The 22,982-nt window shown below is 66.4% G+C and carries 14 protein-coding genes, 1 tRNA gene and 2 pseudogenes; 11 read left to right on the top strand and 6 right to left on the bottom strand.

Annotation, left to right across the window (positions count from 1 at the left end; genetic code table 11):
* Window positions 1-42: 42 nt before the first annotated feature.
* The gene (locus tag QFZ70_RS12130; protein WP_307095894.1) at window positions 43-1,260 is read left to right on the top strand and encodes a TIGR01906 family membrane protein; all 1,218 of its coding nucleotides are present in this window, start codon (window positions 43-45) and stop codon (window positions 1,258-1,260) included.
* Here the strand turns inward: QFZ70_RS12130 and QFZ70_RS12125 are convergent.
* Both QFZ70_RS12125 and QFZ70_RS12120 read right to left on the bottom strand, forming a co-directional pair.
* Window positions 1,251-3,077, bottom strand: a complete 1,827-nt coding sequence (locus QFZ70_RS12125; RefSeq protein WP_307095892.1) for a long-chain fatty acid--CoA ligase — start codon at window positions 3,075-3,077, stop codon at window positions 1,251-1,253. The two genes, QFZ70_RS12130 and QFZ70_RS12125, sit on opposite strands and share 10 nt — an antisense overlap.
* 65 nt (window positions 3,078-3,142) lie before the next feature.
* Window positions 3,143-4,870 (bottom strand): dolichyl-phosphate-mannose--protein mannosyltransferase, encoded by a 1,728-nt coding sequence (locus QFZ70_RS12120; protein WP_307095890.1) that lies wholly within the window; start codon window positions 4,868-4,870, stop codon window positions 3,143-3,145.
* Window positions 4,871-4,916: 46 nt separating this feature from the next.
* Between QFZ70_RS12120 and rsmI the strand changes: the two genes are divergently transcribed.
* Window positions 4,917-5,858, top strand: a complete 942-nt coding sequence (gene rsmI / locus QFZ70_RS12115; protein WP_307095888.1) for a 16S rRNA (cytidine(1402)-2'-O)-methyltransferase — start codon at window positions 4,917-4,919, stop codon at window positions 5,856-5,858.
* 182 nt (window positions 5,859-6,040) lie between these two features.
* Window positions 6,041-7,541: pseudogene (locus tag QFZ70_RS12110) on the top strand (NAD-dependent succinate-semialdehyde dehydrogenase).
* Between the two features lie 70 nt (window positions 7,542-7,611).
* Here the strand turns inward: QFZ70_RS12110 and QFZ70_RS12105 are convergent.
* Genes QFZ70_RS12105 through QFZ70_RS12095 form a run of 3 tightly spaced genes read right to left on the bottom strand, consistent with a single transcriptional unit; the run spans window position 7,612 to window position 12,675 of the window.
* A complete protein-coding gene (locus tag QFZ70_RS12105; RefSeq protein WP_307095886.1) occupies window positions 7,612-10,107 on the bottom strand; it encodes a DUF3488 and transglutaminase-like domain-containing protein in 2,496 nt (831 codons plus the stop codon).
* Entirely contained in the window at window positions 10,104-11,540 is a 1,437-nt protein-coding gene (locus QFZ70_RS12100; protein WP_307095884.1) for a DUF58 domain-containing protein, read from the bottom strand. The genes QFZ70_RS12105 and QFZ70_RS12100 overlap by 4 nt, the downstream gene beginning before the upstream one ends.
* 10 nt (window positions 11,541-11,550) lie before the next feature.
* Window positions 11,551-12,675 (bottom strand): MoxR family ATPase, encoded by a 1,125-nt coding sequence (locus QFZ70_RS12095; RefSeq protein WP_307095881.1) that lies wholly within the window; start codon window positions 12,673-12,675, stop codon window positions 11,551-11,553.
* Between the two features lie 163 nt (window positions 12,676-12,838).
* Between QFZ70_RS12095 and QFZ70_RS12090 the strand changes: the two genes are divergently transcribed.
* The 5 genes from QFZ70_RS12090 (at window position 12,839) to QFZ70_RS12070 (ending at window position 19,028) form a co-directional block, all read left to right on the top strand.
* Window positions 12,839-13,744: a TatD family hydrolase gene (locus QFZ70_RS12090; protein WP_307095879.1), complete on the top strand. Its 906-nt coding sequence runs from the start codon at window positions 12,839-12,841 to the stop codon at window positions 13,742-13,744.
* A 280-nt stretch (window positions 13,745-14,024) separates the two neighbouring features.
* Window positions 14,025-15,212, top strand: a complete 1,188-nt coding sequence (locus tag QFZ70_RS12085; RefSeq protein WP_307095877.1) for a resuscitation-promoting factor — start codon at window positions 14,025-14,027, stop codon at window positions 15,210-15,212.
* Window positions 15,213-15,326: 114 nt separating this feature from the next.
* Window positions 15,327-16,199, top strand: coding sequence for a 16S rRNA (adenine(1518)-N(6)/adenine(1519)-N(6))-dimethyltransferase RsmA (rsmA, locus tag QFZ70_RS12080; protein ID WP_307095875.1), 873 nt, complete (start codon window positions 15,327-15,329; stop codon window positions 16,197-16,199).
* Window positions 16,196-17,158 (top strand): 4-(cytidine 5'-diphospho)-2-C-methyl-D-erythritol kinase, encoded by a 963-nt coding sequence (locus QFZ70_RS12075; protein ID WP_307095873.1) that lies wholly within the window; start codon window positions 16,196-16,198, stop codon window positions 17,156-17,158. The genes rsmA and QFZ70_RS12075 overlap by 4 nt, the downstream gene beginning before the upstream one ends.
* Before the next feature lie 40 nt (window positions 17,159-17,198).
* The gene (locus QFZ70_RS12070) at window positions 17,199-19,028 is read left to right on the top strand and encodes an ABC-F family ATP-binding cassette domain-containing protein (protein ID WP_307095871.1); all 1,830 of its coding nucleotides are present in this window, start codon (window positions 17,199-17,201) and stop codon (window positions 19,026-19,028) included.
* A 244-nt stretch (window positions 19,029-19,272) separates the two neighbouring features.
* Here the strand turns inward: QFZ70_RS12070 and QFZ70_RS12065 are convergent, their stop codons facing one another.
* Window positions 19,273-19,899: a TetR/AcrR family transcriptional regulator gene (locus QFZ70_RS12065; RefSeq protein ID WP_307095869.1), complete on the bottom strand. Its 627-nt coding sequence runs from the start codon at window positions 19,897-19,899 to the stop codon at window positions 19,273-19,275.
* 189 nt (window positions 19,900-20,088) lie between these two features.
* Here QFZ70_RS12065 and QFZ70_RS12060 point away from each other — a divergent pair.
* From QFZ70_RS12060 to QFZ70_RS12050, 3 genes and pseudogenes are all read left to right on the top strand, one after another.
* Window positions 20,089-20,160 (top strand) — tRNA-Gln (locus QFZ70_RS12060).
* Between the two features lie 106 nt (window positions 20,161-20,266).
* The gene (gene glmU, locus QFZ70_RS12055) at window positions 20,267-21,748 is read left to right on the top strand and encodes a bifunctional UDP-N-acetylglucosamine diphosphorylase/glucosamine-1-phosphate N-acetyltransferase GlmU (RefSeq protein WP_307095867.1); all 1,482 of its coding nucleotides are present in this window, start codon (window positions 20,267-20,269) and stop codon (window positions 21,746-21,748) included.
* Window positions 21,748-22,729 (top strand): annotated as a pseudogene (locus QFZ70_RS12050) (ribose-phosphate diphosphokinase). Before glmU ends, QFZ70_RS12050 begins: the two are co-directional and overlap by 1 nt.
* Window positions 22,730-22,982: the final 253 nt, after the last annotated feature.

Genomic DNA, 22,982 nt, shown 5'->3' with positions numbered 1-22,982 from the left:
ACCCAGAACCTGGCGCGGAATCCCAACGGAAGTGACGCTGCTGTGAAAGACGAAACTCCTGCCCGCGCCAGGCGCGCCGAGCCGCAGCCGGAACCGGTCCTGGACACGTCAGGGGACTCTGACGAGCCGGCGTTTTCCTGGATGACTCCCGCCGGTACGGGCACCGGGACTCCTGCAGCCGACAGTTTCGATGAGCCGGCCGCAGAAGCGCCGGGGGAATCCGCCGGGGACAGGAAAGCATCGACGCCGGTAAACACCGGGACCGCGGCCGCCGGCTCAACCGTCACGGCTCCGGAGACCCGCAAGGCCGCCCAGCCGGAGAGCCGGGCTGACCGGAAAGCCGCAGAGGCCGCCGTCGCAGATGGGGAACCCGAGTCCGGACATGGCAGCTCGCCTATTTTCAAGGAACCGCTCCCCACCTCCGCGTTGCAGGTCCGTCCGCCCGAGGAAGAGGTGGAGCGCCGCAAAGCGCAGCGGGAGAGCGCGGCCAACGCCAAGCCGGTAGCCCCGCGGGTGATGCAGGTCCTGCTTGCCATCTTCTTCCCACTGATCCTGCTCATCCTTGCGGTACGTGCAGTGACCAGCCCGCTGTTCCTCTGGGTGGAGTACAACCGGCCCGGATTTCCCGGCGACGGCTACGGATTCAGCACCGACGACAGGATGACCTACGGCTCGTACGCCGTCGATTACCTCAGCAACTGGTCCGGCCCGCGCTACCTGGGGGACCTGGTGCACCGCGGCGGCGACAAGCTGTTCAAGGACGGCGAAGTCAGCCACATGGCGGACGTCAAGCTGGTGATCCTCTCCACCTTTGGTGCCGGCGTGTTGCTGGTCCTGGTGAGTATCATCGCTGTCCTCTACCTGCGCAAGCGAAGCACCGGGGGAGTCCGCAGGGGCCTGTTCGCCGGCTCGATCATCACGCTGGTCCTGATCCTGGGGCTGGGTTCGCTGGCCGTGCTGGGCTGGCAGCAGTTCTTTACTGAGTTCCACCGGATCTTCTTCGCCGATGGTTCCTGGACTTTCAGCCTGGATGACACCCTGATCCGGCTGTTCCCCGGCCAGTTCTGGATCGACGCCGGGATCGTGATCGCGGGCCTGGTGCTGTTGACCGCACTCGTCACGCTGATCCTTACTTGGCCCACCCGCCGGCGCCGCGGCCTCGTTAAGGACCACCAACCCGCTGGAGGAGATCAGTCAGCAGATCAGTCAGCAAATCAGGCAGCAGGTCAGTCAGCGGGTAAGTCAGTGGATCAGGAGTAAAGCGTGGCGATTTCGCCTTCGTAGTCATGCACGACGGCGGACCGCTTCAGTTTGAGGGAGGGCGTCAGGTGTCCTGACTCGACCGTGAACTGGGCGTCCAGCACACTGAACCTGCGGATCGATTCTGCCTTGGACACCAGCTGGTTCGCCTGGTCCACAGCCTCCTGTATCGCTCCAGCCACCTGTGGGTCCGTGACGGCGTCCCGGACGGCAAGGGGTGGCAGTCCCTGCTCGGAGCGCCAGTTCGCCAGGCCTTCCGGGTCCAGGCTCACCAGCGCCGAGACAAACGGCTTTCCGTCACCCACTACCACCGCGTGGGCCACCAGCTGATGGGCGCGGATCCGTTCCTCCAACGGCCCGGGGGCAACGTTTTTGCCGCCGGCGGTCACCAGCAGGTCCTTCTTCCTGCCCGTGATGGTCAGGAACCCCTGGGAGTCAAGGTGCCCGAGGTCGCCCGTGCGGAAGAAGCCGTCCACAAAAGCCTCTGCGTTCGCGGCCTGGTTGGCGTGGTAACCCCGGAAGACGCCGATTCCCTTGACCAGGATTTCGCCGTCCTCCGCTACCCGTACGGTAGTGCCGGGGATGGGGATCCCCACTGAACCCACCCGGGTGCGGGAGGGCGTGTTGACGGTGCACGGCGCGGTGGTCTCGGTCAGGCCGTAGCCTTCCAGTACGGGAATGCCCGCGCCGCGGAAGAAATGGGCGTCCTCGGCTGCCAAGGCACTGGCCCCGGACACGGTGTATCCCACGTGGCCGCCGAAGGCCTGCCGGAGCCGGGGGTAGAGCAGCCTGTCATAGATTCCGTGGCGGATCCGGCAAAGCAGCCCGGGACCGTTGCCCTCGCCCCGGCTGCGCTTGTCTTCCTCCTGCGAGTACTCAATGGCAGTTGCCGAGGCGGCTCTGAAAAGCTGGGCCTTGCCGCTCACTGCTGCTTTGTGCCCCGCGGTGGCACGGACCTTCTCGAAAATCCGCGGAACCACCAGAAGGAACGTTGGCCGGAACGATGCCAGGTCCTCGAGGAGCCGGGCCGCCCCCGTGTGCCCGAGCGTGGCACCGGCCGAGAGGCAGACTACCTGGACCGCCCGGGCAAGGACGTGTGCGAGCGGCAGGAACATCAGCGTGCGGGCTTGGTCCTGGAGCAGCAGTTCCGGGAGGAAAGCGACGATGTTCCGGGCCACCAGGGCGAAGTTGCCGTGGGTGATTTCGCAGCCTTTGGGTTTGCCGGTGGTGCCCGACGTGTATACCAGGGAAGCGACGTCGTTCAGCCCTGCCCGGCTCCGGTGCCGTTCCAGCTCAGCGTCGGTGACACCGGTTCCGGCGGCGGCCAGGCTCGCGAGGTTCGGGGCTTCGCCCTCGAAGTCCATGCGGACAACGTTGATGAGCCGGTCGCGGAGGAGTTCGGAACCGGCCAGGACAGCGGCCACCAGCTTCACCTTGGCACGGTCCTCGGCGAAGACACGCCGCACGCCGGCGTCATGGAGGATCCACTCCACCTGGCTGGCCGAGGACGTTTCGTAGATGGGAACGGTGACGCCGCCGGCAAACCAGATGGCGAAATCCACCAGCGTCCATTCGTAGGAGGTGGCGGACATAACCGCCACGGTGTCGCCGGGTTCGAGGCCGCCCGCGATCAGGCCCTTGGCAAGGGCACTGACATCCTGCAGGAACTTCTGCGCGGTCACGTCAAACCAGCCGTTGGGCCCCTTGCGTCGGTAGAGGGCGTGGGCAGGATTGACGGCCTGCTGCTCGAGCAATAGATCCGTGACGTTGCTGGCGGCATCAAGCTCAACCAGCAGTTCGGTGCTCGCTTCCCTCACAGCAGGTCTCCGTTCCGCTGCCATGCCGCGGCAGCGGCTCCGTCAAGGTCTCCTGCCATCCTGCCCTAGATCCAGGAAGGCATCCACATCCGGAGCCGCCACTCCTGGTACGGGATGACCTCGGCGGCCCAGACGGGATAGAAGTAGGCTGCCAGCAGGACTGCGGCGGCCACGAACAGGGCCACCAGGTACAGGCCGGACCGGCGGCGCCACCGCGGATCCGTCGTCCTCCCCAGCACCAGACCCAGGCAGTACACGAGGGCCAGCACCAGGAACGGTTCGAAGGACACCGCATAGAAGTAGAACATGGTGCGCTCCGGGTACATGAACCACGGAAGGTACCCGGCGGCCACCCCGGCAAGCACTGCTCCGGCCCGCCAGTCGCGGCGTCCTGCCCACCAGAACAGGAGAACCACCAGTGATATGGCTGCCGCCCACCAGATCAGGGGATTTCCCACGGACAGGATGGCGGACGTGCACTTGTCCACGTCGCAGCCCGGAGTGCCGCGTTCCGGTGACTCGTAGAAGAACGACGTCGGCCTGCCCATCACCAGCCAGCTCCAGGCGCTTGCCTCATACGGATGCTCGGAGCCCAGGCCCTGGTGGAACTTATAGGCTTCCAGATGGTAGTGCGCCAGGGACCGGACCGAATCCGGCAGCCAGCCCCACTCAGCGGACGGATTGCTCTGCGCCCAGCGGCGGAAGTACGCGTTGTCTGAGCGGAACCAGCCGGTCCAGGTGGCGGTATAGACAAGAGCGGCAACCGGAACCATGCTCAGGAACGCCGGGATGCCGTCCTTGATGACCCCGCCGCTGATCCAGCCGCGGATCCCCGCCACCCGCCGGGCGCTGAGGTCCCACAGGACGGTCAGGATGCCAAAACCGGCCAGGAAAAACAAGCCGGACCATTTGGTTCCCACGGCAAGGCCCAGGAAGATACCTGCTGCGACCCGCCACCAGCGGATGCCCAGCCAGGGTCCGGACAGCAGCTGGGCGGTGGTGGGAAGTCCCCCGTTGGCGGCGGCAACCTTGCCCAGCCGGGCAGCCAGCCGCCGTCGGCCGTCATCCCGGTCCATCAGCAAGGCCCCAAACGCTGCAAGGATCCAGAACATCAGGAAGATATCCAGCAGCGATGTCCGCGACATCACCAGGTGGTGGCCATCCACGGCCAGGAGAAGCCCGGCGGCACCTGCCAGGGGAAGTGAACGGAAGAGTTTCAGCGCTATCAGGGACAGGAGCAGGATGGACAGGGTCCCGGTCAGTGCTGCGGCGAAACGCCAGCCGAAGGAGTTGTCGGCGCCGAAGACCGACATGCCGGCGGCAATCATCCACTTTCCCACCGGGGGGTGGACCACGTACTCGGGAGAATCCAGGAGGATGCCGGGGTTCCCGGCGTTGAAGGAGTCATTGGCCTTGTCCGGCCAGCTGCGCTCATAACCGCTGATCAGGTACGAGTAGGCGTCCTTGACGTAATAGGTTTCGTCAAAGACCAGCTTGTGCGGCGTCTCCAGCCGGACGAACCGCAGGACGCCCCCGGCTGCCGCAGTCAGGACAGGAACCAGCAAAAACCAAAGCCGCAGCGACGGCGGGTAGTCCCTCCAGCTTTGGACAGGCCCGAGCAGCCGGGTGCGCAGGGACCCCGCAGTGAAGGCCTCAGCTGGACGCTTGACCCAGGGCCGGGCAGGGCGGGCCGCGGGCTGGCTTCCAGCTTCGGAGGAAGAGCTGCTGGACGCCGGGGATGTGGCGTATTCGGCCCCGGCCGGCCGCGTCGAGGTCTGCGTCACGAGCCCCATGCTACCTTTTGCGGCTGGCCGCGCCCCGCAGCAGTAGGCTGGTGGCGTGGACCCTAACCCCAGCCCCTTCCCTGAATCCGGCACCGCCATCACCGACGAGGAAGCCGGAGGGCAGCCGTCAGAGGCGCCGGAGGCAGCCGCGGTGCCAACGCCGGCCGGCGGGCGGATCGTGCTGGCGGCCACCCCGATCGGCAACACGGGCGACGCTTCTGCCCGCTTGGTGGAGCTGCTGGGCACGGCGGACATTGTTGCCGCTGAGGACACCCGGCGCCTGCACCGGCTGGTGCAAAGCCTGGGCGTCACTGTGGCCGGGCGGGTGATCAGCTACCACGAGCACAACGAAGCAACAAAGACTGCGGAGCTGCTGGAACAGGTACGGGCCGGCAAGACGCTGGTGATGGTCACCGACGCGGGGATGCCCTCGGTGTCCGATCCCGGGTTCCGGCTGGTGGAGGGCGCCGTGGCAGGCGGGCTCAAGGTCACCGCCGTACCCGGACCATCGGCCGTACTGACGGCGCTGGCTTTGTCCGGCCTGCCCACAGACCGCTTCTGCTTCGAAGGATTCCTGCCACGGAAGGCAGGCGAACGTGCGTCACGCCTGGCGGACCTTGCGGGGGAGCGCCGGACGATGGTGTTCTTCGAAGCGCCGCACCGGCTTGAGGTGATGCTGCGGGCGCTGCGCGAACGCTTCGGGCCCGACCGCCGCGTGGCCGTGTGCCGGGAACTGACCAAAACTTACGAGGAAGTGATCCGAGGCTCGCTCAGCGAGCTCCTGCAATGGGCTGAAACCACCGAAGTCCGTGGTGAGATTGCCGTTGTCCTGGCCGGCGCGCCTGAACAGGAGCCAGGAACACCCGAGGACCACGTGGCTGCTGTCAACGCGCTGGTGGCCCAGGGGATCCGCCTCAAGGAGGCTGTCGCCGCCGTGGCCGAAGACGTCCGGGTGAGCAAACGGGAGCTCTACTCAGCTGTTCTGGCCGCCCGGTAGCCGGGCAGCCAGAGGGCCGGGAAGGGCTGTGCAGGTGCACAGCCCTTCCGTGTTTCGGTAGTGCGTGAAGGCGTAGACCCACCGCGGGCGCAGCAGTAGTCTGGCAACTAATCAGCCAGGACGACGGCGGCTACTCCGGCCGCCGCCGGGGCTGCAACAACCCTACTGACAAGGGAGTCATCGTGACTGTCACTGCACAGCCGGCCGTTTCCGCAGAACGCGAAAGCGCCCTTCTGGCCTCTGTTCCCACTGGCCTGCTTATCAATGGTGAGTGGCGCGCCGCCGCCTCGGGCAAAACGTTCGACGTCGAGGACCCGGCCACCGGCAAGGTGCTGTTGAGCATTGCCGACGCCGGCGCTGAGGATGGTGCCGCTGCACTGGACGCCGCCGTCGCCGCCCAGGACTCCTGGGCCAAGGTCCCGCCGCGTGAGCGCGGCGAAATCCTGCGGCGCGCGTTTGAGCTCGTGACTGAGCGGGCCGAGGACTTTGCGCTGCTGATGACCATGGAGATGGGCAAGCCCCTGGCGGAAGCCCGGGGCGAAGTCACGTACGGCGCGGAGTTCCTGCGCTGGTTCTCGGAGGAAGCCGTCCGCGCCTTCGGCCGCTACTCCGTCTCCCCGGACGGCAAGTCCCGGCTGCTGGTCACCAAGAAGCCGGTGGGTCCCTGCCTGCTGATCACGCCGTGGAACTTCCCGCTGGCCATGGCCACCCGCAAGATCGCCCCCGCCGTGGCTGCGGGCTGCACCATGGTGCTGAAGTCCGCTAACCTGACCCCGTTGACCTCCCAGCTGTTCGCCGCCGTCATGATGGAAGCCGGCCTGCCCGCCGGGGTCCTGAACGTCATCCCCACGTCCACGGCCGGTGCCACCACGGGCCCGCTGATCAAGGACTCCCGGCTCCGCAAGCTGTCCTTCACCGGCTCCACCGAGGTTGGACGCCGCCTGCTCGCCGATGCCTCCGAAACTGTCCTGCGCACGTCCATGGAGCTCGGCGGCAACGGCCCCGTTCGTGGTCTTCGAGGACGCCGACCTTGATGCCGCCGTCGCCGGGGCCATGCTTGCCAAGCTGCGGAACATGGGCGAGGCCTGCACCGCTGCCAACCGCTTCATAGTGCACGAGTCTGTTGCCGCAGAGTTCGCGGAGAAGTTCGCCGCGAAGATGAAGGAAATGACCACCGCCCGCGGCACCGAGCCGGAGTCCAAGGTGGGCCCGTTGATTGATGCCAAGAGCCGGGACAAGGTCCACGAACTGGTGTCCGACGCCGTTTCCGCCGGCGCGAAGGCAGTCCTGGGCGGGGGACCGGTGGAAGGGCCGGGTTACTTCTACCAGCCCACAATCCTCTCCGGCGTCACCGAAGGCACCCGGATCCTGTCCGAGGAAATCTTCGGACCCGTCGCCCCGATCATCACCTTCAGCAGCGAAGATGACGCGGTGCGGCTGGCCAACAACACCGAATACGGGCTCGTTGCCTACGTCTTCACCAAGGACCTCAACCGTGGCATCCGGATGGGTGAGCGGCTGGAGACCGGCATGCTGGGCCTGAACGCAGGCGTCATCTCCAATGCTGCGGCACCGTTCGGCGGCGTCAAGCAGTCCGGACTGGGACGCGAAGGCGGCCTCGAAGGCATCGAGGAATACCTCTACACCCAGTACATCGGCATCGCAGACCCCTACGCCGGGTAGTCCCCTCCCTCGGGGGGCGAATCCCTCGGGCGGCAATCGCTCGGGCGGCAAAGCCGCCGCATGCTTGTTATTAGGAGCGCGCAGACCAGCGCGCTGACCAGAAGCGTGCGGCGGCTTTTGCTGCCTGGACCATGGCTGCTCCGGCAGCCCGGAACGGTGCCGCCAGCAGGCGTCCCAGCCGTCCAATGACCGACGGCGGCACCCACAAGGCACGCAACCGCCGCAGTGCGGGGGCATGGGCGCGCAAAGCCGTCTCAAGTGCTGCGATCCGGGCGCCGGTCACCTCCTGGTCCGCGCCCGCGGCCCGGGTGCGTCCGGTGCGCTCCTCCGGCGCCTCCGCCCCTTCCGGCGGCCTGCCGTATTCGCGCCGTTCGAAGTCTGAGGTCAACGCAGTCGCCGCCCGGTGGGCAGCATCATCCATCCCTCCCGGTTCACCCAGCAGGGATGAGTCGCGAAGGCGCAAGCTGTAGGCGCGCGGGGTCTCGCTGGACTTTGGAGGCAGGCCATAGTCGGTCCCCAAGTCCACCATTTCATTCCAGGCCAGCACTGCGGCCGTGCCGGCATCTGCCGGTCGAAGCCGCCGTGCCCTGATGCCTGTCCTGGCCAGGCGCGGGGCGGCGGCCAGAAGGGCAACCCCCAGGATTCCGCCCAGGCCCAGCAACAGGGGCAGGAGCTGCACGCCGGCATCAGTGCCTTCGCCTCCACCCGGCGCGGGCAGGGGAGCGGCGCTTGGTGCCGGGGCAGGAGCCGGGGTGGCATCCGGGACCAGGTCGTCATTGTTCTCGAGGGCACCCGGGGCTGAAGGAGCCGATGCTTCTGAAGCATAGTCAGGCACTACCCCGCGGGACGGCGTGGGCTCAAATGGCACCCAGCCCAACCCTTGGAAGTACAGTTCCGGCCAGGCGTGGGCGTCCCTGGCGTCCACCTCGTATTCGGGCAGTGCGCCCTCGCCTGCCACGGAGACGGTGGCGCCCGTCAACCTGCCCGGGGCATAGCCCACTGCGATCCGGCTGGGGATCCCTTCGAGCCTGGCCATCACGGCCATGGCTGACGCGTAGTGGATGCAGTACCCGCTTTTCTGGTCCAGGAAATCAGCAAGGACCGAGAGGCCGTTTCCGTCGTAGCCGCCCTGCACCGGAGATTGCAGGGAGTAAGTGAACTCCGCGGAGCGGAGGTACTTCTGGATGGCCATGGCCTTCTCGTAGGGCGTGGCGCTGGAACCGGCCACGGCGCTGGCCGTCGTCCGGACAATCTCGGGAACGTTGCCCGGAATCCTGGTGAAGTCCTCCGGGATGCCCTGCACGCCTGCCGAAGACCGGGCCAACTGCCCCGCCGTCAGTTTTGGAACCGAAGACCGGACCAGGTACTCCTGCCGCCGGGAGGTGGCGTCCGTACCCTTAATGCTCAGGGTGGCCGGATCCCAGGTCCACCGGCCGTCAAGGCCCCGCACGGATTCCGGCGGGTACGGGGCCGGCAGGTAGGGATTGGTGAAGGTTCCGGCATCGATTGCCGTCACCACGGGCTGCTGTTCGTCCGCCAAGACGGTATAGCCGGGGTCAATCCGGCTGCCAAGGGAGCGCCGGGAGGCGTTGCGGTCATCCGGGCCCCATGAGTCTCCGTCGAAATGGTCCACGGTGACTGACCGCAGGTACAGCGGTGCTGTCGAATTCGTGGCGTAGGTGATGCGTCCGGTGCCGGCAGGCGTTCGCAGGCTGTTGCCCAAGGTGATCATCGGATTGAGGCCCGTGGATGCGCCCCACGGGTTGAGGCGGGAACCCTGCGGGAAGGTGCCCTGGTCGAAGCCAGGGACTGCCAGCGGCACCAGCAAGGTGGCTACCAGCGCCACGGAGCCTGTCAGAACGGCCCGCCGGACCTGGCCCGGGCTGCGGGCGGAATCGGCGGGGGTCCGGGCGTCCGGAACAAACCACTGGCTGCAGGCGAGGATCATCAGGTACCCCGCCACAGCCGCGGTGAATCCCCAGAAGCCCACGCTCTGTGGCTTGATCATGGCTGGCACCACGAGGATGGCCAGCAGCCCCGCACCGGTGGCGGCTGGCATGCCCAGCGGCACCGCGAGCGCGTCCACAAGGATGACAGCCAGGCCCAGGACGGCGCAGACCACCATCACGATGCCCACATTGGGGGCGACGGGTGCGGTTTCGGACAGTACGGTTTCGCTGGCGCGGCGGATTAGCCGGTCCAGCTCAGCCAGGGTTGCTCCCGTGGGGATGATGCCGGCAACGCTGGAGCCGCGGAAGAACGTCAGGGTCAGGGCGGCGCCCAGGGCAAGGAACCCGCCGGCTGTCACCAGCAGGGGCTTGGCCCTCACTGCACGCAGGGCGGCGAGGGTGAAGCAGACCACCAGCACGGTGGTGAAAACGGGCCAGTACCAGCCCCAGCCCCTCAGGACTCCGTTCAGGGACAGGGCGGCTCCGGCCACTCCCACGGCGATGGAGGCTGCCATCGCCCACGGGTAGGGGCCAATCCGGGTACGCCCTGCCGCGTTCCCGGCGGACGGTGCAGGGTGCTGGTCCGTTCCGGTATTCCGGGGCGGCGCAATGGTCATCCTGCCACCTCCGCTCCGCGCCGGACCTCCGTCGCCGGGGTTTCCGGCAAGGCGACGTCCTGGTCGAACTGGTTCCAGGCACCTGCGACGGATACCGACGGCGGCACGGCGGCGGCACGCCAACCTCCCTGCCGGAGCTTCTCGAGAGCGTCCTCGAACTCCGCGGGCCGGTCTGTGACAACGATGGCGAAGGCGTTGGTGCCGTACCCGGCGGCCGGGGCGAGTGACAAGGCTTCCATCGACGAGATCCTTCCCAGGACTGCGATCAGGGGTCCCCGCATCCTGTGCGCCGACAACTTGTCCATCAGGCTGTCATCAAAGGGCGGCGGTCCGGATTCCTGGTAGCCGTGGGATTCCCGGAATCCGAAAATGTCCCTTCGACCTGAATCGCGGCGGGCGTGCGGCCCTGTGAGCTGGATTGCCGCGAGGCTTTCAGCGATGGACTGGAGCCCGGAGGCTCCGGTGTACTCCTCAACCTCAGGTTCGGGGGCTGAGGTTGAACGGAGGAATGCCGGTTCGCCCCGGGCGTCCAGCAGCCGCAGGCCATAATTGCGCTCGGCGAGGTGTGCGCTGATGGACATGGCGGCAACTACGGCCCACTCGAACGTTTCGCTGCTGATCATGGAGTGCCCATCCTGGGCTGTGCTTCCTGGCGGTACCGTCCCGGAGTTGCCGGAGAACGCGGCGAATCTCTGGTCCAGAATGATCGTGGCCTCCGGCGTCGTGACGGATTCCTCCTGCCGCACCATCAGGGAACCGTGGCGGGCGGTAGCGGTCCAGTGCACCCGGCGCATCGGGTCCCCATGGCGGTATTCGCGCGTCATGACGTCGTCGTCACTGGGGTTGGCCCGGATCCTGGTGGCCGTGACGCCGTCGTTGCCCCGGGCGCCGGCCAGCCCGGTCAAAGGAAGCACGACGGCGGCGGGCGTCACGGTGAGGGTGTCGCCATCGTCAATTGCCTGCCGGTGCAGGGACAGCCCAAACGGATCGGTGAACTCGGCGGTCACGGGTCCGATAAGGAACTGGCCGCGCTGGGCGGAGCGCAGGTGGTACTCGTACCTGCTGGTGCCGCCGGTGGCCGAACGGGACGGAAACCGGAAGGCAGGCGACTCACCGAACCGGGAAGGCAGCCTTTCCTCCATGGTGGCCCTGCCGCTGGCTGCCCCGGTACGGGCTACCGCAAGCCGCACGGTGGCAGGGGCCGAAGTCTCCACCGGTGACGGGTTGAATTCGCGGTACACCTGGAAGCGGGGCTTCACCAGCCGGATCCCCGCCAGGGAAACCATTGGAAGGACGAGCAGCAGTACAGCCAGGCTCAGCAGGTCCCTGCGGCCCATCACCTGCGCTGCGGCAAGTGCCGCGGCCCCGGCTGCCAGCATTCCCCAGCCCCGCCGGGTGAAGAGGTGTCGGGGCAGTCTGTCCAGCAGCGCCATGGGAAACCGCCTAGTGGTTCCGGCTCATGCCTGCGACAGGGGTGGTCCTGTTCGTGGACCCGGGAGCCCTGTTCCCTGGATCGGCAGGCCGGTGCGGGACCGGCAGCCGGGACAGGATGCCGCGGAGGACGCTGTGCGGGGTTTCACCGGCGCCGGCGGCCTTCCGGTCCAGGATGATCCGGTGGGCCAGGACAGCTTCCGCCACATGCACGACGTCGTCAGGCAGCACAAAGTCGCGTCCGTCCAGGGCCGCCGTTGCCTTGGCAGCGCGCAGCAGCTGCAGCATGGACCGGGGGCTCGCGCCCAAACGGAGCAGCGGGCTTTCCCGGGTGGCCCTGCCCACGGACACCGTGTACTCCTTGACTGCCTGCGAGACATAGACCTGCTGTACCGTCGCGATCATGGCCGCCACCTCGGCAGTGGTGACTACTGCCGACACCCGGGCTAGAGGGGACGTTGCCTGATGGGTCTCAAGCATCTCAATCTCGGAGTCCTTGTCCGGGTAGCCCATCGAGATGCGTGCCATAAAGCGGTCCCGCTGGGCTTCAGGCAACGGATACGTGCCCTCCATCTCGATCGGATTCTGTGTTGCCACCACCATGAAGGGTTCGTCCAGCCGGTACGAATTGCCGTCCACTGTCACCTGGTGCTCTTCCATGCACTCGAGCAGGGCTGACTGGGTTTTGGCCGAGGCGCGGTTGATCTCATCGCCGATCACGATGTTGGCGAACACGGCACCGGGCCGGAACTCAAAGAGCCGGGAGGCCTGGTTGTAAATGGAAACGCCGGTGACGTCGGAGGGCAGCAAGTCCGGGGTGAACTGGATCCGGTTGACCGTACAGTCGATGGTCCTCGCGAGCGTTTTGGCCAAAAGTGTCTTTCCCACACCCGGCACATCTTCCAGGAGCAGATGCCCCTGGGCGAGCAGGACGGTCAGGGCCAGCTTCGCGGCGTCGGACTTTCCGTCGATCACCGTGTTGATGGTCGTCAGGATCCGTTCGCTGGCCGCGTGGAATGACGCGCCGTCCATGGGGGTGGGCCGGTGCCCGTTGAGATGGCTGACGGGGTCTGCGACCCCCGCCAAACTGCGGTTCGCAGCGCTCACATCGTTGGCAGTGCGTCGGTGGGATTCCATCGGCAACCTTTCAGCCAGGGGTTCACCTGGACGGGACAGCAAGCCCTGCCTTCGCCCATTGGTGGGCGTCCGCATCTGTTCGTACCAGACTACTAACACAACTGCTTCGGCTGACAGAGAGTTCCAATAAATGTGGGCGACCGATCCCGGTTAGGGTGGATAAATGTGCAATCCGCTGATCCCTGCCGCCTACCGAGCTTCTGTCCCCGGCGGCGGCCAGGAATCCGGAACCTCCCCGAAGCGTGGGTTTCCCCCTGCCCCGGAGCCTTTACCGGTGCCGGTTATGGACAACCACACGCACTTGGATTTCCCGGACGGGGAAGCGCCGGTGGGTATCAAGGAGGCGCTCGATGCCGCCGAGGCGGTGGGCGTCCGGGGCGCGGTCCAGGTGGGTTGCGATCTGGAATCCTCGCGGTTCACGGTCAAGGCGCTGGACCTTGACGAGCGCCTCCTTGGCGCGGTGGCGCTGCACCCCAACGACGCTCCGCGCTATGCCGAACGCGGCGAGCTGGAAGAGGCGCTGGCGGAAATCGAGCGGTTGGCGGCCCATCCCCGGGTAAGGGCCATCGGCGAGACCGGGCTGGACTTTTTCCGCACCGAAGGGGCGGGCCTGGCCCACCAGCGCCATTCCTTCCGCCGCCATATAGACATTGCCAAGCGGCTGGACCTGACGCTGCAGATTCACGACCGGGATGCCCACAGCGACGTAGTGCAGGTGCTGAAGGAAGAAGGGGCTCCGGACCGCGTGGTTTTCCACTGCTTTTCCGGGGATGAGGAGCTGGCTGCCATCTGTAATAAGGAGGGCTGGTGGATGTCCTTCGCCGGCACGCTGACGTTCAAGAACGCAACCAACCTGCGGGCTGCGCTCGCCGTGGCTGATCCCGACCTGGTACTGGTGGAAACTGACGCTCCGTTCCTGACGCCGCATCCTCATCGGGGCCGCCCGAACGCCAGTTACATGGTCCCGTACACCGTCCGTTCGATGGCGGAATTGACAGGCACTGACCTCGCGGAGCTGTGCACGGGAATCCAGGAGAATACCGTGCGCGCGTACGGATCCTGGGATTAAGACCACGTAGCGCCGGGGCCCGCTGGGCGATACCGGGTATGCATAAATGTTGGCCGCTTTATAACGCTACGGTTACAGTAGGAATCAATTAGCCGGGGTCGGGGAAGGCCACCAGGCAAATTCACTTCATTTCTGCAGCAGGATCTGCTGGGCCTGGTTCCAGCCTGCCTGCTGCGCAGTGTGGCGGTGCGATGATGCCCGGACCAGCCCTTTCGAGGCGGTGCCGGGTATTTTATTGCGCTATCCCCGTGCCCGGAAGGACCTAAAGTTACGGGCAATCGTGGTCAAGTTCTTCACAACGGACGGCAAGTTCAGCTTTATCAAGGTTGGAACCCAGCTCCTGGTTCTGTGCGCGCTGGTGGTGGGCCTCGTAGCCTTCGTCGGCAATAACAAAACCATTACGCTGAACGTCGACGGCAAGGTAACGTCCGTTCAAACCTTCGGGGGGACGGTGGGGCAGGTCGTCAAGAGCGCCAACGTCGAGCTGAAGCCGGCGGACCGGGTTTCCCCGTCCGTTGATGCCACGGTCCAGAACGGCACGGTCATCAACGTCAACATGGCCAAGGCCGTCAAGGTCAGCCTGGACGGCTCCGAAAAGACGGTGAACACCACCGCCCAGGACGTTGCCGGACTGGTGACCGAACTCGGCGTCGCAAGTGCATCGCTGGTCTCCGTCCCCAAGGACGCCCAGCTCTCGGTCGCAGGGTCCTTCGTCTCCATCTCCACTCCCAAGTCCGTGAGTATTGTTGCTGACGGCAAAGTGGACACCGCCACCACAACTGCCGCCACGGTGGGCAAGGTACTGGAAGATGCAGGCCTTACCCTTGGCGCCAAAGACCGGACTTCCCAGCCGGCAAACGCCCACGTGGTGAACAACATGGTTATCAAGGTGTCCCGCGTGAAGGCAAAGACCGCGGTGACAGCGGAGGAGGTCCCGTTCAAGTCGGAGACCAAGGAGAGCGCTGAGCTGCTGAAGGGTGAAAAGGAAGTCACCCAGGCAGGCGCCGCCGGCAAGGTGGAAAAAACCTTCAAGCTGGTGCTGGTTGATGGCCGCGAAGCATCACGCACCCTCGTGTCCGAAGCGGTCACCGCGCAGCCTGTGACCGAGATAATCACGGTGGGCACCAAGGCCAAGCCCGTGGCTCCGGCCGCCCCGGCTCCGGCGGCCCCTGCCCGGGCAGCCAGTGCCGGCGCCAATACGGGTGCTGCCGCCCCTGCCATGATGAACGAGGCCATGTGGGACAAGATCGCCCAGTGTGAAGCAGGCGGAAACTGGTCGATCAACACCGGCAACGGCTACTACGGCGGACTGCAGTTCGACATCCAGACCTGGCTCGGATCCGGCGGCGGCGCGTACGCTCCCAACGCCAGCCTTGCCACCAAGGCCCAGCAGATCGATATCGCCAACCGCGTTTACGCCCAGCGCGGCCTGCAGCCGTGGGGCTGCGGCTGGGCTGCCACCAGCTGACGCAACCTGGCTCAAGCCCCCACCGGGGCATTGCGGCCGGACCCGGATCTTCCGGGTCCGGCCGCGGCATTTAACCAGGCCGGCCGCAAGTGGCGCGCGGGATAGGATACCTAGGTGACTGAACCGATCCCCGCCGCGCCCGCACCGCTGTTTGGTGCTTCCGACATACGCCGGCTGGCGGAAGAGATAGGTGTCCGGCCCACCAAGACGCTCGGCCAGAACTTCGTCATTGATGGCAATACGATCCGCAGGATTGTGGCGGCGGCGGGCGTTGGTGCGGACGAGACCGTCTTGGAAGTAGGCCCAGGCCTTGGATCGCTGACCCTCGGTCTGCTGGATGCTGCGGCGTCCGTAGTCGCGGTGGAGATCGATCCCGTCCTTGCCGCAAAACTTCCTGCCACGGTCAAGGAATGGCGCCCGGCCGCAGCAGGAACGTTCCATCTGGTGCAGGCAGACGCCATGAAGGTCACTGAACTTCCGGTTCAGCCCACCGCCCTCGTGGCCAACCTGCCCTATAACGTGGCCGTGCCCGTGGTGCTGCATCTGCTGCAGCACTTCCCGAGCCTGCAGCACGGCCTGGTGATGGTCCAGGACGAGGTGGCGGACCGCCTCGCTGCCGGCCCGGGATCCAAAACCTACGGCGTGCCGTCCGTCAAGGCTGCCTGGTACAGCCGCATGCGCAAAGCCGGTGTCATCGGCATGAACGTTTTCTGGCCAGCCCCCAAGATCCACTCCGGACTGGTGTCCTTCACCCGCCACGAGCCCCCTGCCACCACCGCCAGCCGTGAGCAGGTCTTCGCCGTGGTGGACGCAGCCTTCGCGCAGCGGCGCAAGACGCTCCGCGCAGCCCTCGCGGGCTGGGCCGGAAGCGCGGCGGAAGCCGAACGCTGCCTGGTGGCCGCCGGGGTCGACCCCACAGCGAGGGGCGAAGTGATCGACATCGCCGCCTTCGCGAAGATTGCGGAAGCCCGTGAGGCCCGGCCGTGAACGCCCTGGCAGGACGGTTTGCCCCCCGCACCGTCCGCGCGAAAGCGCCGGGCAAGGTCAACGTATCCCTGGACGTCGGACCGCTCCGGCCCGACGGCTACCACTCCGTAGCCAGCGTCTACCTTGCCGTATCCCTGTACGAGGAAGTTGCGGCCACCAGCACTGATGCCCCCGGCATCACGGTGAGCCTCAGCCCGGACAGCACGCTGGACCTGGACGACGTCGATATTCCACTGGACGGGAACAACCTGGCGTACAAGGCTGCAGCCATCATGGCGGACGTGTCCGAGCACGCCACCGGCGTCCACCTGGAAATCACGAAACGCGTGCCCGTGGCGGGCGGCATGGGCGGCGGGTCCGCTGACGCTGCCGCTACGCTCCTGGCCTGCGACGCACTCTGGAACAGCGGGCTGTCCCGTGAAGAACTGGCGCACCTTGCCGCCGAGCTTGGCGCCGACGTCCCCTTTTCCCTGCTCGGCGGAACAGCGGTGGGCTTGGGCCTCGGCGACGAGCTGTCCCCGGCACTGGCCAAGGCCCAGACCGACTGGGTCCTGGTCACGGCGGATTACGGACTGCCCACGCCCGAGGTGTACAGGACGCTGGACCGGATGCGGGCGGCAGAGGGCATCGAGGTGGCCGAGCCAACAGGAGTGGACCCGCAGATTCTCACCGCCCTGCGCAGCGGGGACGCCGAAGCCCTGAGCCGCGTCCTGGTCAACGACCTCCAGCGGGCATCCATCGAACTGTCGCCTTCACTGCGCGATACGCTGGGAATAGGTGAAGCACACGGAGCCGTTGCAGGCATCGTCTCTGGTTCCGGTCCAACCGTCGCGCTGTTGGCCGATGATCCCGTAGCCGCCGAAGGCCTCGCGGAGAACCTGCGGCGTTACGGCCTGACCGCCCTCGCCGTCCACGGCCCGGTTCCGGGGGCCCGCATCATGTCCGACATCCTTCTGTAAGACGTTCAGTTCCTACCTCAGCAGCAGAAAGCAGTTCCCTTTGGCACACCTTCTTGGCGGCGAGAACCTGACGGTCTCCTACGCAACCCGCACCGTCCTGGACGGCATCACCCTCGGACTTGAAGAGGGCGACCGGATCGGCATGGTTGGCCGGAACGGTGACGGAAAGTCCACACTGATGCGCCTGCTGGCGCTGCGGTCCACCCCCGATTCCGGACGCGTCACCAAGCGCGGCGACGTAAACGTCGGCTACCTGGACCAAAGCGACGTGCTCGACGGCGACCTGACGGTCGGCGCGGCGATCGTGGGGGACCAGGCGGATTATGAGTGGGCACGGAACCCGCAGATCCGCGAAATCATGGGCGGACTGGTATCCGACGTCGACTGGCACGCCAACGTCCACGCCCTGTCCGGCGGGCAGAAGCGGCGAGTGGCCCTGGCCAAGCTGCTTATCGAGGACCACGACGTCATTATGCTCGACGAGCCCACGAACCACCTGGACGTGGAGGGCGTCGCCTGGCTGTCCCGGCACCTGAAAACGCGCTGGCGTGCCAACCAGGGCGCTTTCCTGGTGGTCACCCACGACCGCTGGTTCCTGGACGAGGTCTGCAACAAGACCTGGGAAGTCCACGACGGCATCGTGGACCCCTTCGAAGGCGGTTACGCCGCGTACGTGCTGGCCCGGGCGGAACGGGACCGCTCGGCGGCGGTCATGGAGGGCAAGCGCCAGCAGCTGGTCAAAAAGGAACTGGCCTGGCTCCGCCGCGGCGCGCCGGCACGCACGGCCAAGCCAAAGTTCCGGATCGAGGCGGCCAACGCCCTCATTGCCGATGTGCCCGAGCCCCGGGATTCCACCGCACTGAGCAAAATGGCCACGGCACGCCTGGGCAAGGACGTGCTGGACCTGGAAAACGTCTCGCTGGACTTCCTCGGCGGCGACGAAGGGCAGAAACTCTTCGACAACATCACCCTTCGCCTCGCGCCCGGCGAGCGGCTGGGACTGGTGGGCGTCAACGGCGCCGGCAAGACGACACTGCTGAAACTGCTCAACGGCCAGATTGAACCCACATCCGGCAAGCTCAAGCGCGGCAAGACCGTGGTCACCGCCGTGCTGACCCAGGAGGTCAAAGAGCTCGACGACGTCTCGGACCTGCGTGTCATCGAAGTGATCGAGCGTGAGAAGCGTTCCTTCAACGTGGGCGGCAAGGAGTTTACGGCGGGCCAGCTGGTGGAGCAGCTCGGCTTCACCAACGAGAAGCAGTGGACGCCGGTCAAGGATCTGTCCGGCGGTGAGCGCCGCCGCCTCCAGCTGTTGCGCCTGCTCGTGGGGGAGCCGAACGTGCTGATGCTCGATGAGCCCACCAACGACCTCGACACCGATACCCTCGCCGCAGTCGAGGATGTCCTCGATGGCTGGCCGGGGACGCTCGTTGTGGTCAGCCACGACCGCTACCTGCTGGAACGCGTCACCGACCACCAGATGGCACTCTTGGGCGATGGAAAGATCCGTGCCCTGCCGCGCGGCGTGGACCAGTACCTGGAACTCCGGGAATCCGCCCTGGCCGGTTCCACCATCACTGGTGGCGGCAACCCCGTCACCAGTGGTGCTTCAGCGTCCGCTGCCACGGCTCCCACAGGCCCGTCCGAAGCGGAAAAGCGGGACGCCCGCAAAGCCAAGAACCGCATCGAACGCCAGCTCGGCAAACTCGAACAGCAGGAAAAGAAGCTCCACGACCACATGGTCAAGAGCACAGCCGACAACGACTTCGACGCCCTGGCCGAACAAAACAAAAAGCTCAAGGACCTCGCCGGCGAACGCGAAGCCCTCGAACTCGAATGGTTAGAGGCCCTGGAGGTCCTCGGCGAGTAACCTTGGGTGCCGGCCCGTGGCCCTTCCGCGTCGCTTAGACACAGCGCATAGGTGACGCTGCGGTCGCTGGGCGACCTCCACGTCACGATGCGCCGCGATGCGCTCCTTTCGGAAGGACCGCGGCCCGGCGTGTTGAGGGCGCCTCACGAGCGGGAAAGGGGGTTATCCGGCAGCATGCGTCAAAGGCGAGGAACGAGCCAGCATGCAGAGGATGGCCCCCTTCCCCGCGGACGGAACCCGGCACTCACCCCTCCGACTGGAGTTCGGGTTCCTTCTGAAGGCCGGTCAAGCCGTTCCAGGCGAGGTTTACCAGGTGTGCCGCAACGGTGTGTTTGTCGGGCTCGCGGCTGTCCTGCCACCATTGGCCGGTCATGGCGACCATGCCGACGAGCATCTGGGCGTACATGGCGCCGTCCCGGGCGCTGAAGCCGCGGCGGTCGAATTCGTCGGAGAGGATGTGCTCGACTTTGGCGGTGACGTGGGAGAGCAGGGTGGAAAAGGCGCCCTCGGGCTGCGACGGCGGGGCGTCCCGCATCAGGATCCGGAACCCTTCGGTGCGGTCCTCGATGTAGGTCAGCAGTGCCAGGGCGGCCCGTTCCACGAGGACGCGCGGCTTCGCCTCCTCGGTAAGGGCGGCGCTGATGGCCTCCAGGAGGATGCGGAACTCGAAGTCCACTACCTGGGTATAGAGCCCTTCCTTGGATCCGAAGTGTTCGTAGATGACCGGCTTGGATACTCCCGCGGAGGCTGCGATTTCCTCGATGGTGGTGCCGTCAAGTCCGCGGACTGCGAAGAGGCCCCGTCCGACGTCGATCAGCTGGCTCCGCCGCTGAAGGCCGGTCATCCTTGTCCGCGGAGGGTTGTTGCTCACATTTCCATCATGCACTACCCGTTGCCGGCGGAATCGCAGCCGCCCTGCGGTGCAGAACACAGTGCCGTGACAGGGGCAGGGACGGGGCAGAAACGTGGCGGGACCGGGGCCTGAACGGCCTGTGTCGCGCAGCGCCCCGAACCCGTGGCAAAATAACTACTTGTGCCCAGGCGAAGCGCCTCGGCACGGTCCGCTCTGGTGTAATGGCAGCACCCCGGCCTTTGGAGCCGTGGAGTATAGGTTCGAATCCTATGGGCGGAACTGCTGTGCGAGGAGCGTTCAGTAGGATGTCATTCGGTGCCGGGACGGCTTCAGGCCGCGCGGGCACCGCACAACGCCAGCGTCATTTAGCAAGGAGAGCCCGTACGTGATCCCCGAGAATACCGGCCCGGCCGCGGTCATCGTTCTGGCGGCAGGCGCCGGTACGCGGATGAAATCGCGCACTCCCAAGATTCTTCATGAAATTGGCGGCAGGTCCATGGTGGGCCACGCCCTGTTGGCCGCACGCAGTATCAATCCCCGGCAGCTCGCCATCGTGGTCCGCCACGAACGTGACCTGGTGGCACGCCACCTTTCCGGGCTGGACCCTGCTGCCGTCATCGTTGACCAGGACGCCGTCCCGGGCACCGGTCGTGCAGTGGAGGTCGCCCTCGAAACCCTGGACGCTGACCAGCACCTCACCGGAACCGTTGTGGTGACCTACGGCGACGTGCCCCTCCTTTCCGGAGACCTGTTGGCCGAGCTCGTGGCCACGCACGAACGCGAATCCAACGCGGTCACCGTCCTCACGGCTGTCCTCGACGACGCCACCGGCTACGGCCGCATCCTGCGCGGCGACGACGGGACCGTCACCGGCATCGTCGAAGACAAGGACGCCTCCGACGCCGAGCGGCTCATCCGCGAGGTCAACTCCGGCATCTACGCCTTTGACGCTGCCGCCCTCCGCGACGCACTGTCCCACGTCACCAGCGACAACTCCCAGGGCGAGAAGTACCTCACCGATGTCCTCGGACTGGCCCGGCAGGCAGGTGGCCGCGTAGCCGCCGTCGTCACTGCCGACCGCTGGCAGGTTGAAGGCGCCAACGACCGCGTCCAGCTTGCCGCCCTGGGCGCCGAGCTGAACCGGCGGGTTGTGGAGGCCTGGATGCGTGCCGGCGTCACGGTGGTAGACCCGGCAACCACCTGGATCGACTCTTCCGTGACCCTCGACGAGGACGTCCGGATCCTGCCCAACACCCAGCTGCATGGCGCCACGACCGTGGCGAGGGATGCCGTCATCGGCCCCGACACGACTCTCACGGACGTCACCATTGGTGAGGGCGCCAAGGTGGTACGCACCCACGGTTCAGGGGCGGTCATCGGCCGGCACGCCGCCGTCGGACCCTTTACATACCTGCGCCCCGGCACCGTCCTGGGCGAAAGCGGCAAGATTGGCGCGTTCTACGAAACAAAGAACGTCACCATCGGCCGTGGCTCCAAGCTGTCCCACCTCGGCTATGCCGGCGATGCTGAAATTGGTGAGGATACCAACATCGGCTGCGGAAATATCACGGCCAATTACGACGGCGAGAAGAAGCACCGCACGGTGATCGGCTCCGGCGTCAGGACCGGCTCCAACACAGTGTTCGTTGCCCCGGTCACCGTGGGGGACGGTGCCTACAGCGGTGCCGGCGCGGTGATCCGCAAGGACGTCCCGGCGGGCGCACTCGTGCTGACGGTTGCCGCCCAGCGCAACACGGAGGGCTGGGTGGCCGCGAACCGCCCCGGCACCCGCTCCGCTGAACTGGCCCAGGCAGCCACCCCAGATACCTCAAGTACCCCGGCATCTACAGAAGAGGGCAAGCAATAATGAGCGAAATTACGGCGCGCGGCGAAAAGAAGCTGGTGCTGGCCACAGGCCGCGCCCACCCCGAGCTGGCCCGGGAGATCGCCAAGGAGCTCGGCACCGACCTCCTCCCGCGTAGACGCCTACGACTTCGCCAACGGTGAGATCTACGTCCGTGCCGGCGAGAGCGTCCGCGGAACCGACGCTTTTGTCATCCAGGCGCACCCCGCGCCGCTGAACAACTGGCTGATGGAACAGCTGATCATGATCGATTCGCTGAAGCGCGCCTCGGCCAAGCGCATCACTGTGGTTTCTCCCTTCTACCCGTATGCCCGGCAGGACAAAAAAGGCCGCGGCCGCGAACCCATCTCGGCCCGCCTGGTGGCAGACCTATACAAGACCGCCGGCGCCGACCGCATCATGAGTGTGGACCTGCACACCTCGCAGATCCAGGGCTTCTTCGACGGCCCGGTGGACCACCTGATGGCCATCCCGCTGCTCGCTGACTACATCCGCACCCGGGTGGACGCCGAGAACATCACCGTGGTCTCGCCAGACACGGGCCGCGTCCGCGTCGCTGAGCAGTGGGCAGAACGCCTGGGCGGCGCCCCGCTGGCGTTTGTGCACAAGAGCCGCGACCTCACCGTCCCCAACCAGGCTGTTTCAAAGACTGTCGTGGGCCAGATCGAGGGACGGACCTGCGTCCTGATCGACGACATGATCGACACCGGCGGAACCATCTCCGGTGCCGTCAACGTGCTGAAGAACGCCGGGGCCAAGGACGTTATTATCGCAGCCACGCATGCGGTCTTCTCCGAGCCGGCCGCCCAGCGCCTCTCCGAGTCCGGCGCCCGTGAAGTGGTGGTCACCAACACGCTCCCGCTCACCGCGTCACAGCGGTTCCCGCAGCTGACCGTGCTGTCCATCGCTCCGCTGATCGCCCGTGCCATCCGGGAAGTGTTCGACGACGGCTCGGTCACCAGCCTGTTCGACGGTAAGGCCTAGCGGTTCAGGAGGTTACGCCCCGCGCGCGGCGGCTGAGTTGATCTGCCGCCGGGGGCGGGGCCCGTTTTCAGTATTTGGGTCCGCCGCTGGTAGACTTTCCAGCGATACCTTGGCGAGGGAGAGCGCCGGTACCCCCTGCGGGAGCCGGTCTGCAGTCTCCGTTATCGACTGGGTCTGAATCTCCCTTCGAAGATGGTCCGGCCACGGCCGCCCGGCGTTGAAGGTCGCGACAGACCTCCGCCCTTGCTGAACA

The sequence above is a fragment of the Arthrobacter sp. V1I9 genome (assembly GCF_030817075.1).
In the GTDB taxonomy this organism is placed as follows: Bacteria; Actinomycetota; Actinomycetes; order Actinomycetales; family Micrococcaceae; genus Arthrobacter.
This window is presented reverse-complemented; position numbering and strand designations above follow the sequence as displayed.

What these genes read in the sequence shown, in the direction of transcription:
- QFZ70_RS12120 (WP_307095890.1), bottom strand. Translation starts at nt 4,870, where the DNA reads ATGGGGCTCGTGACGCAGACCTCGACGCGGCCGGCCGGGGCCGAATAC.
- QFZ70_RS12105 (WP_307095886.1), bottom strand. Translation starts at nt 10,107, where the DNA reads ATGACCATTGCGCCGCCCCGGAATACCGGAACGGACCAGCACCCTGCA.
- QFZ70_RS12100 (WP_307095884.1), bottom strand. Translation starts at nt 11,540, where the DNA reads ATGGCGCTGCTGGACAGACTGCCCCGACACCTCTTCACCCGGCGGGGC.
- QFZ70_RS12095 (WP_307095881.1), bottom strand. Translation starts at nt 12,675, where the DNA reads ATGGAATCCCACCGACGCACTGCCAACGATGTGAGCGCTGCGAACCGC.
- QFZ70_RS12090 (WP_307095879.1), top strand. Translation starts at nt 12,839, where the DNA reads ATGTGCAATCCGCTGATCCCTGCCGCCTACCGAGCTTCTGTCCCCGGC.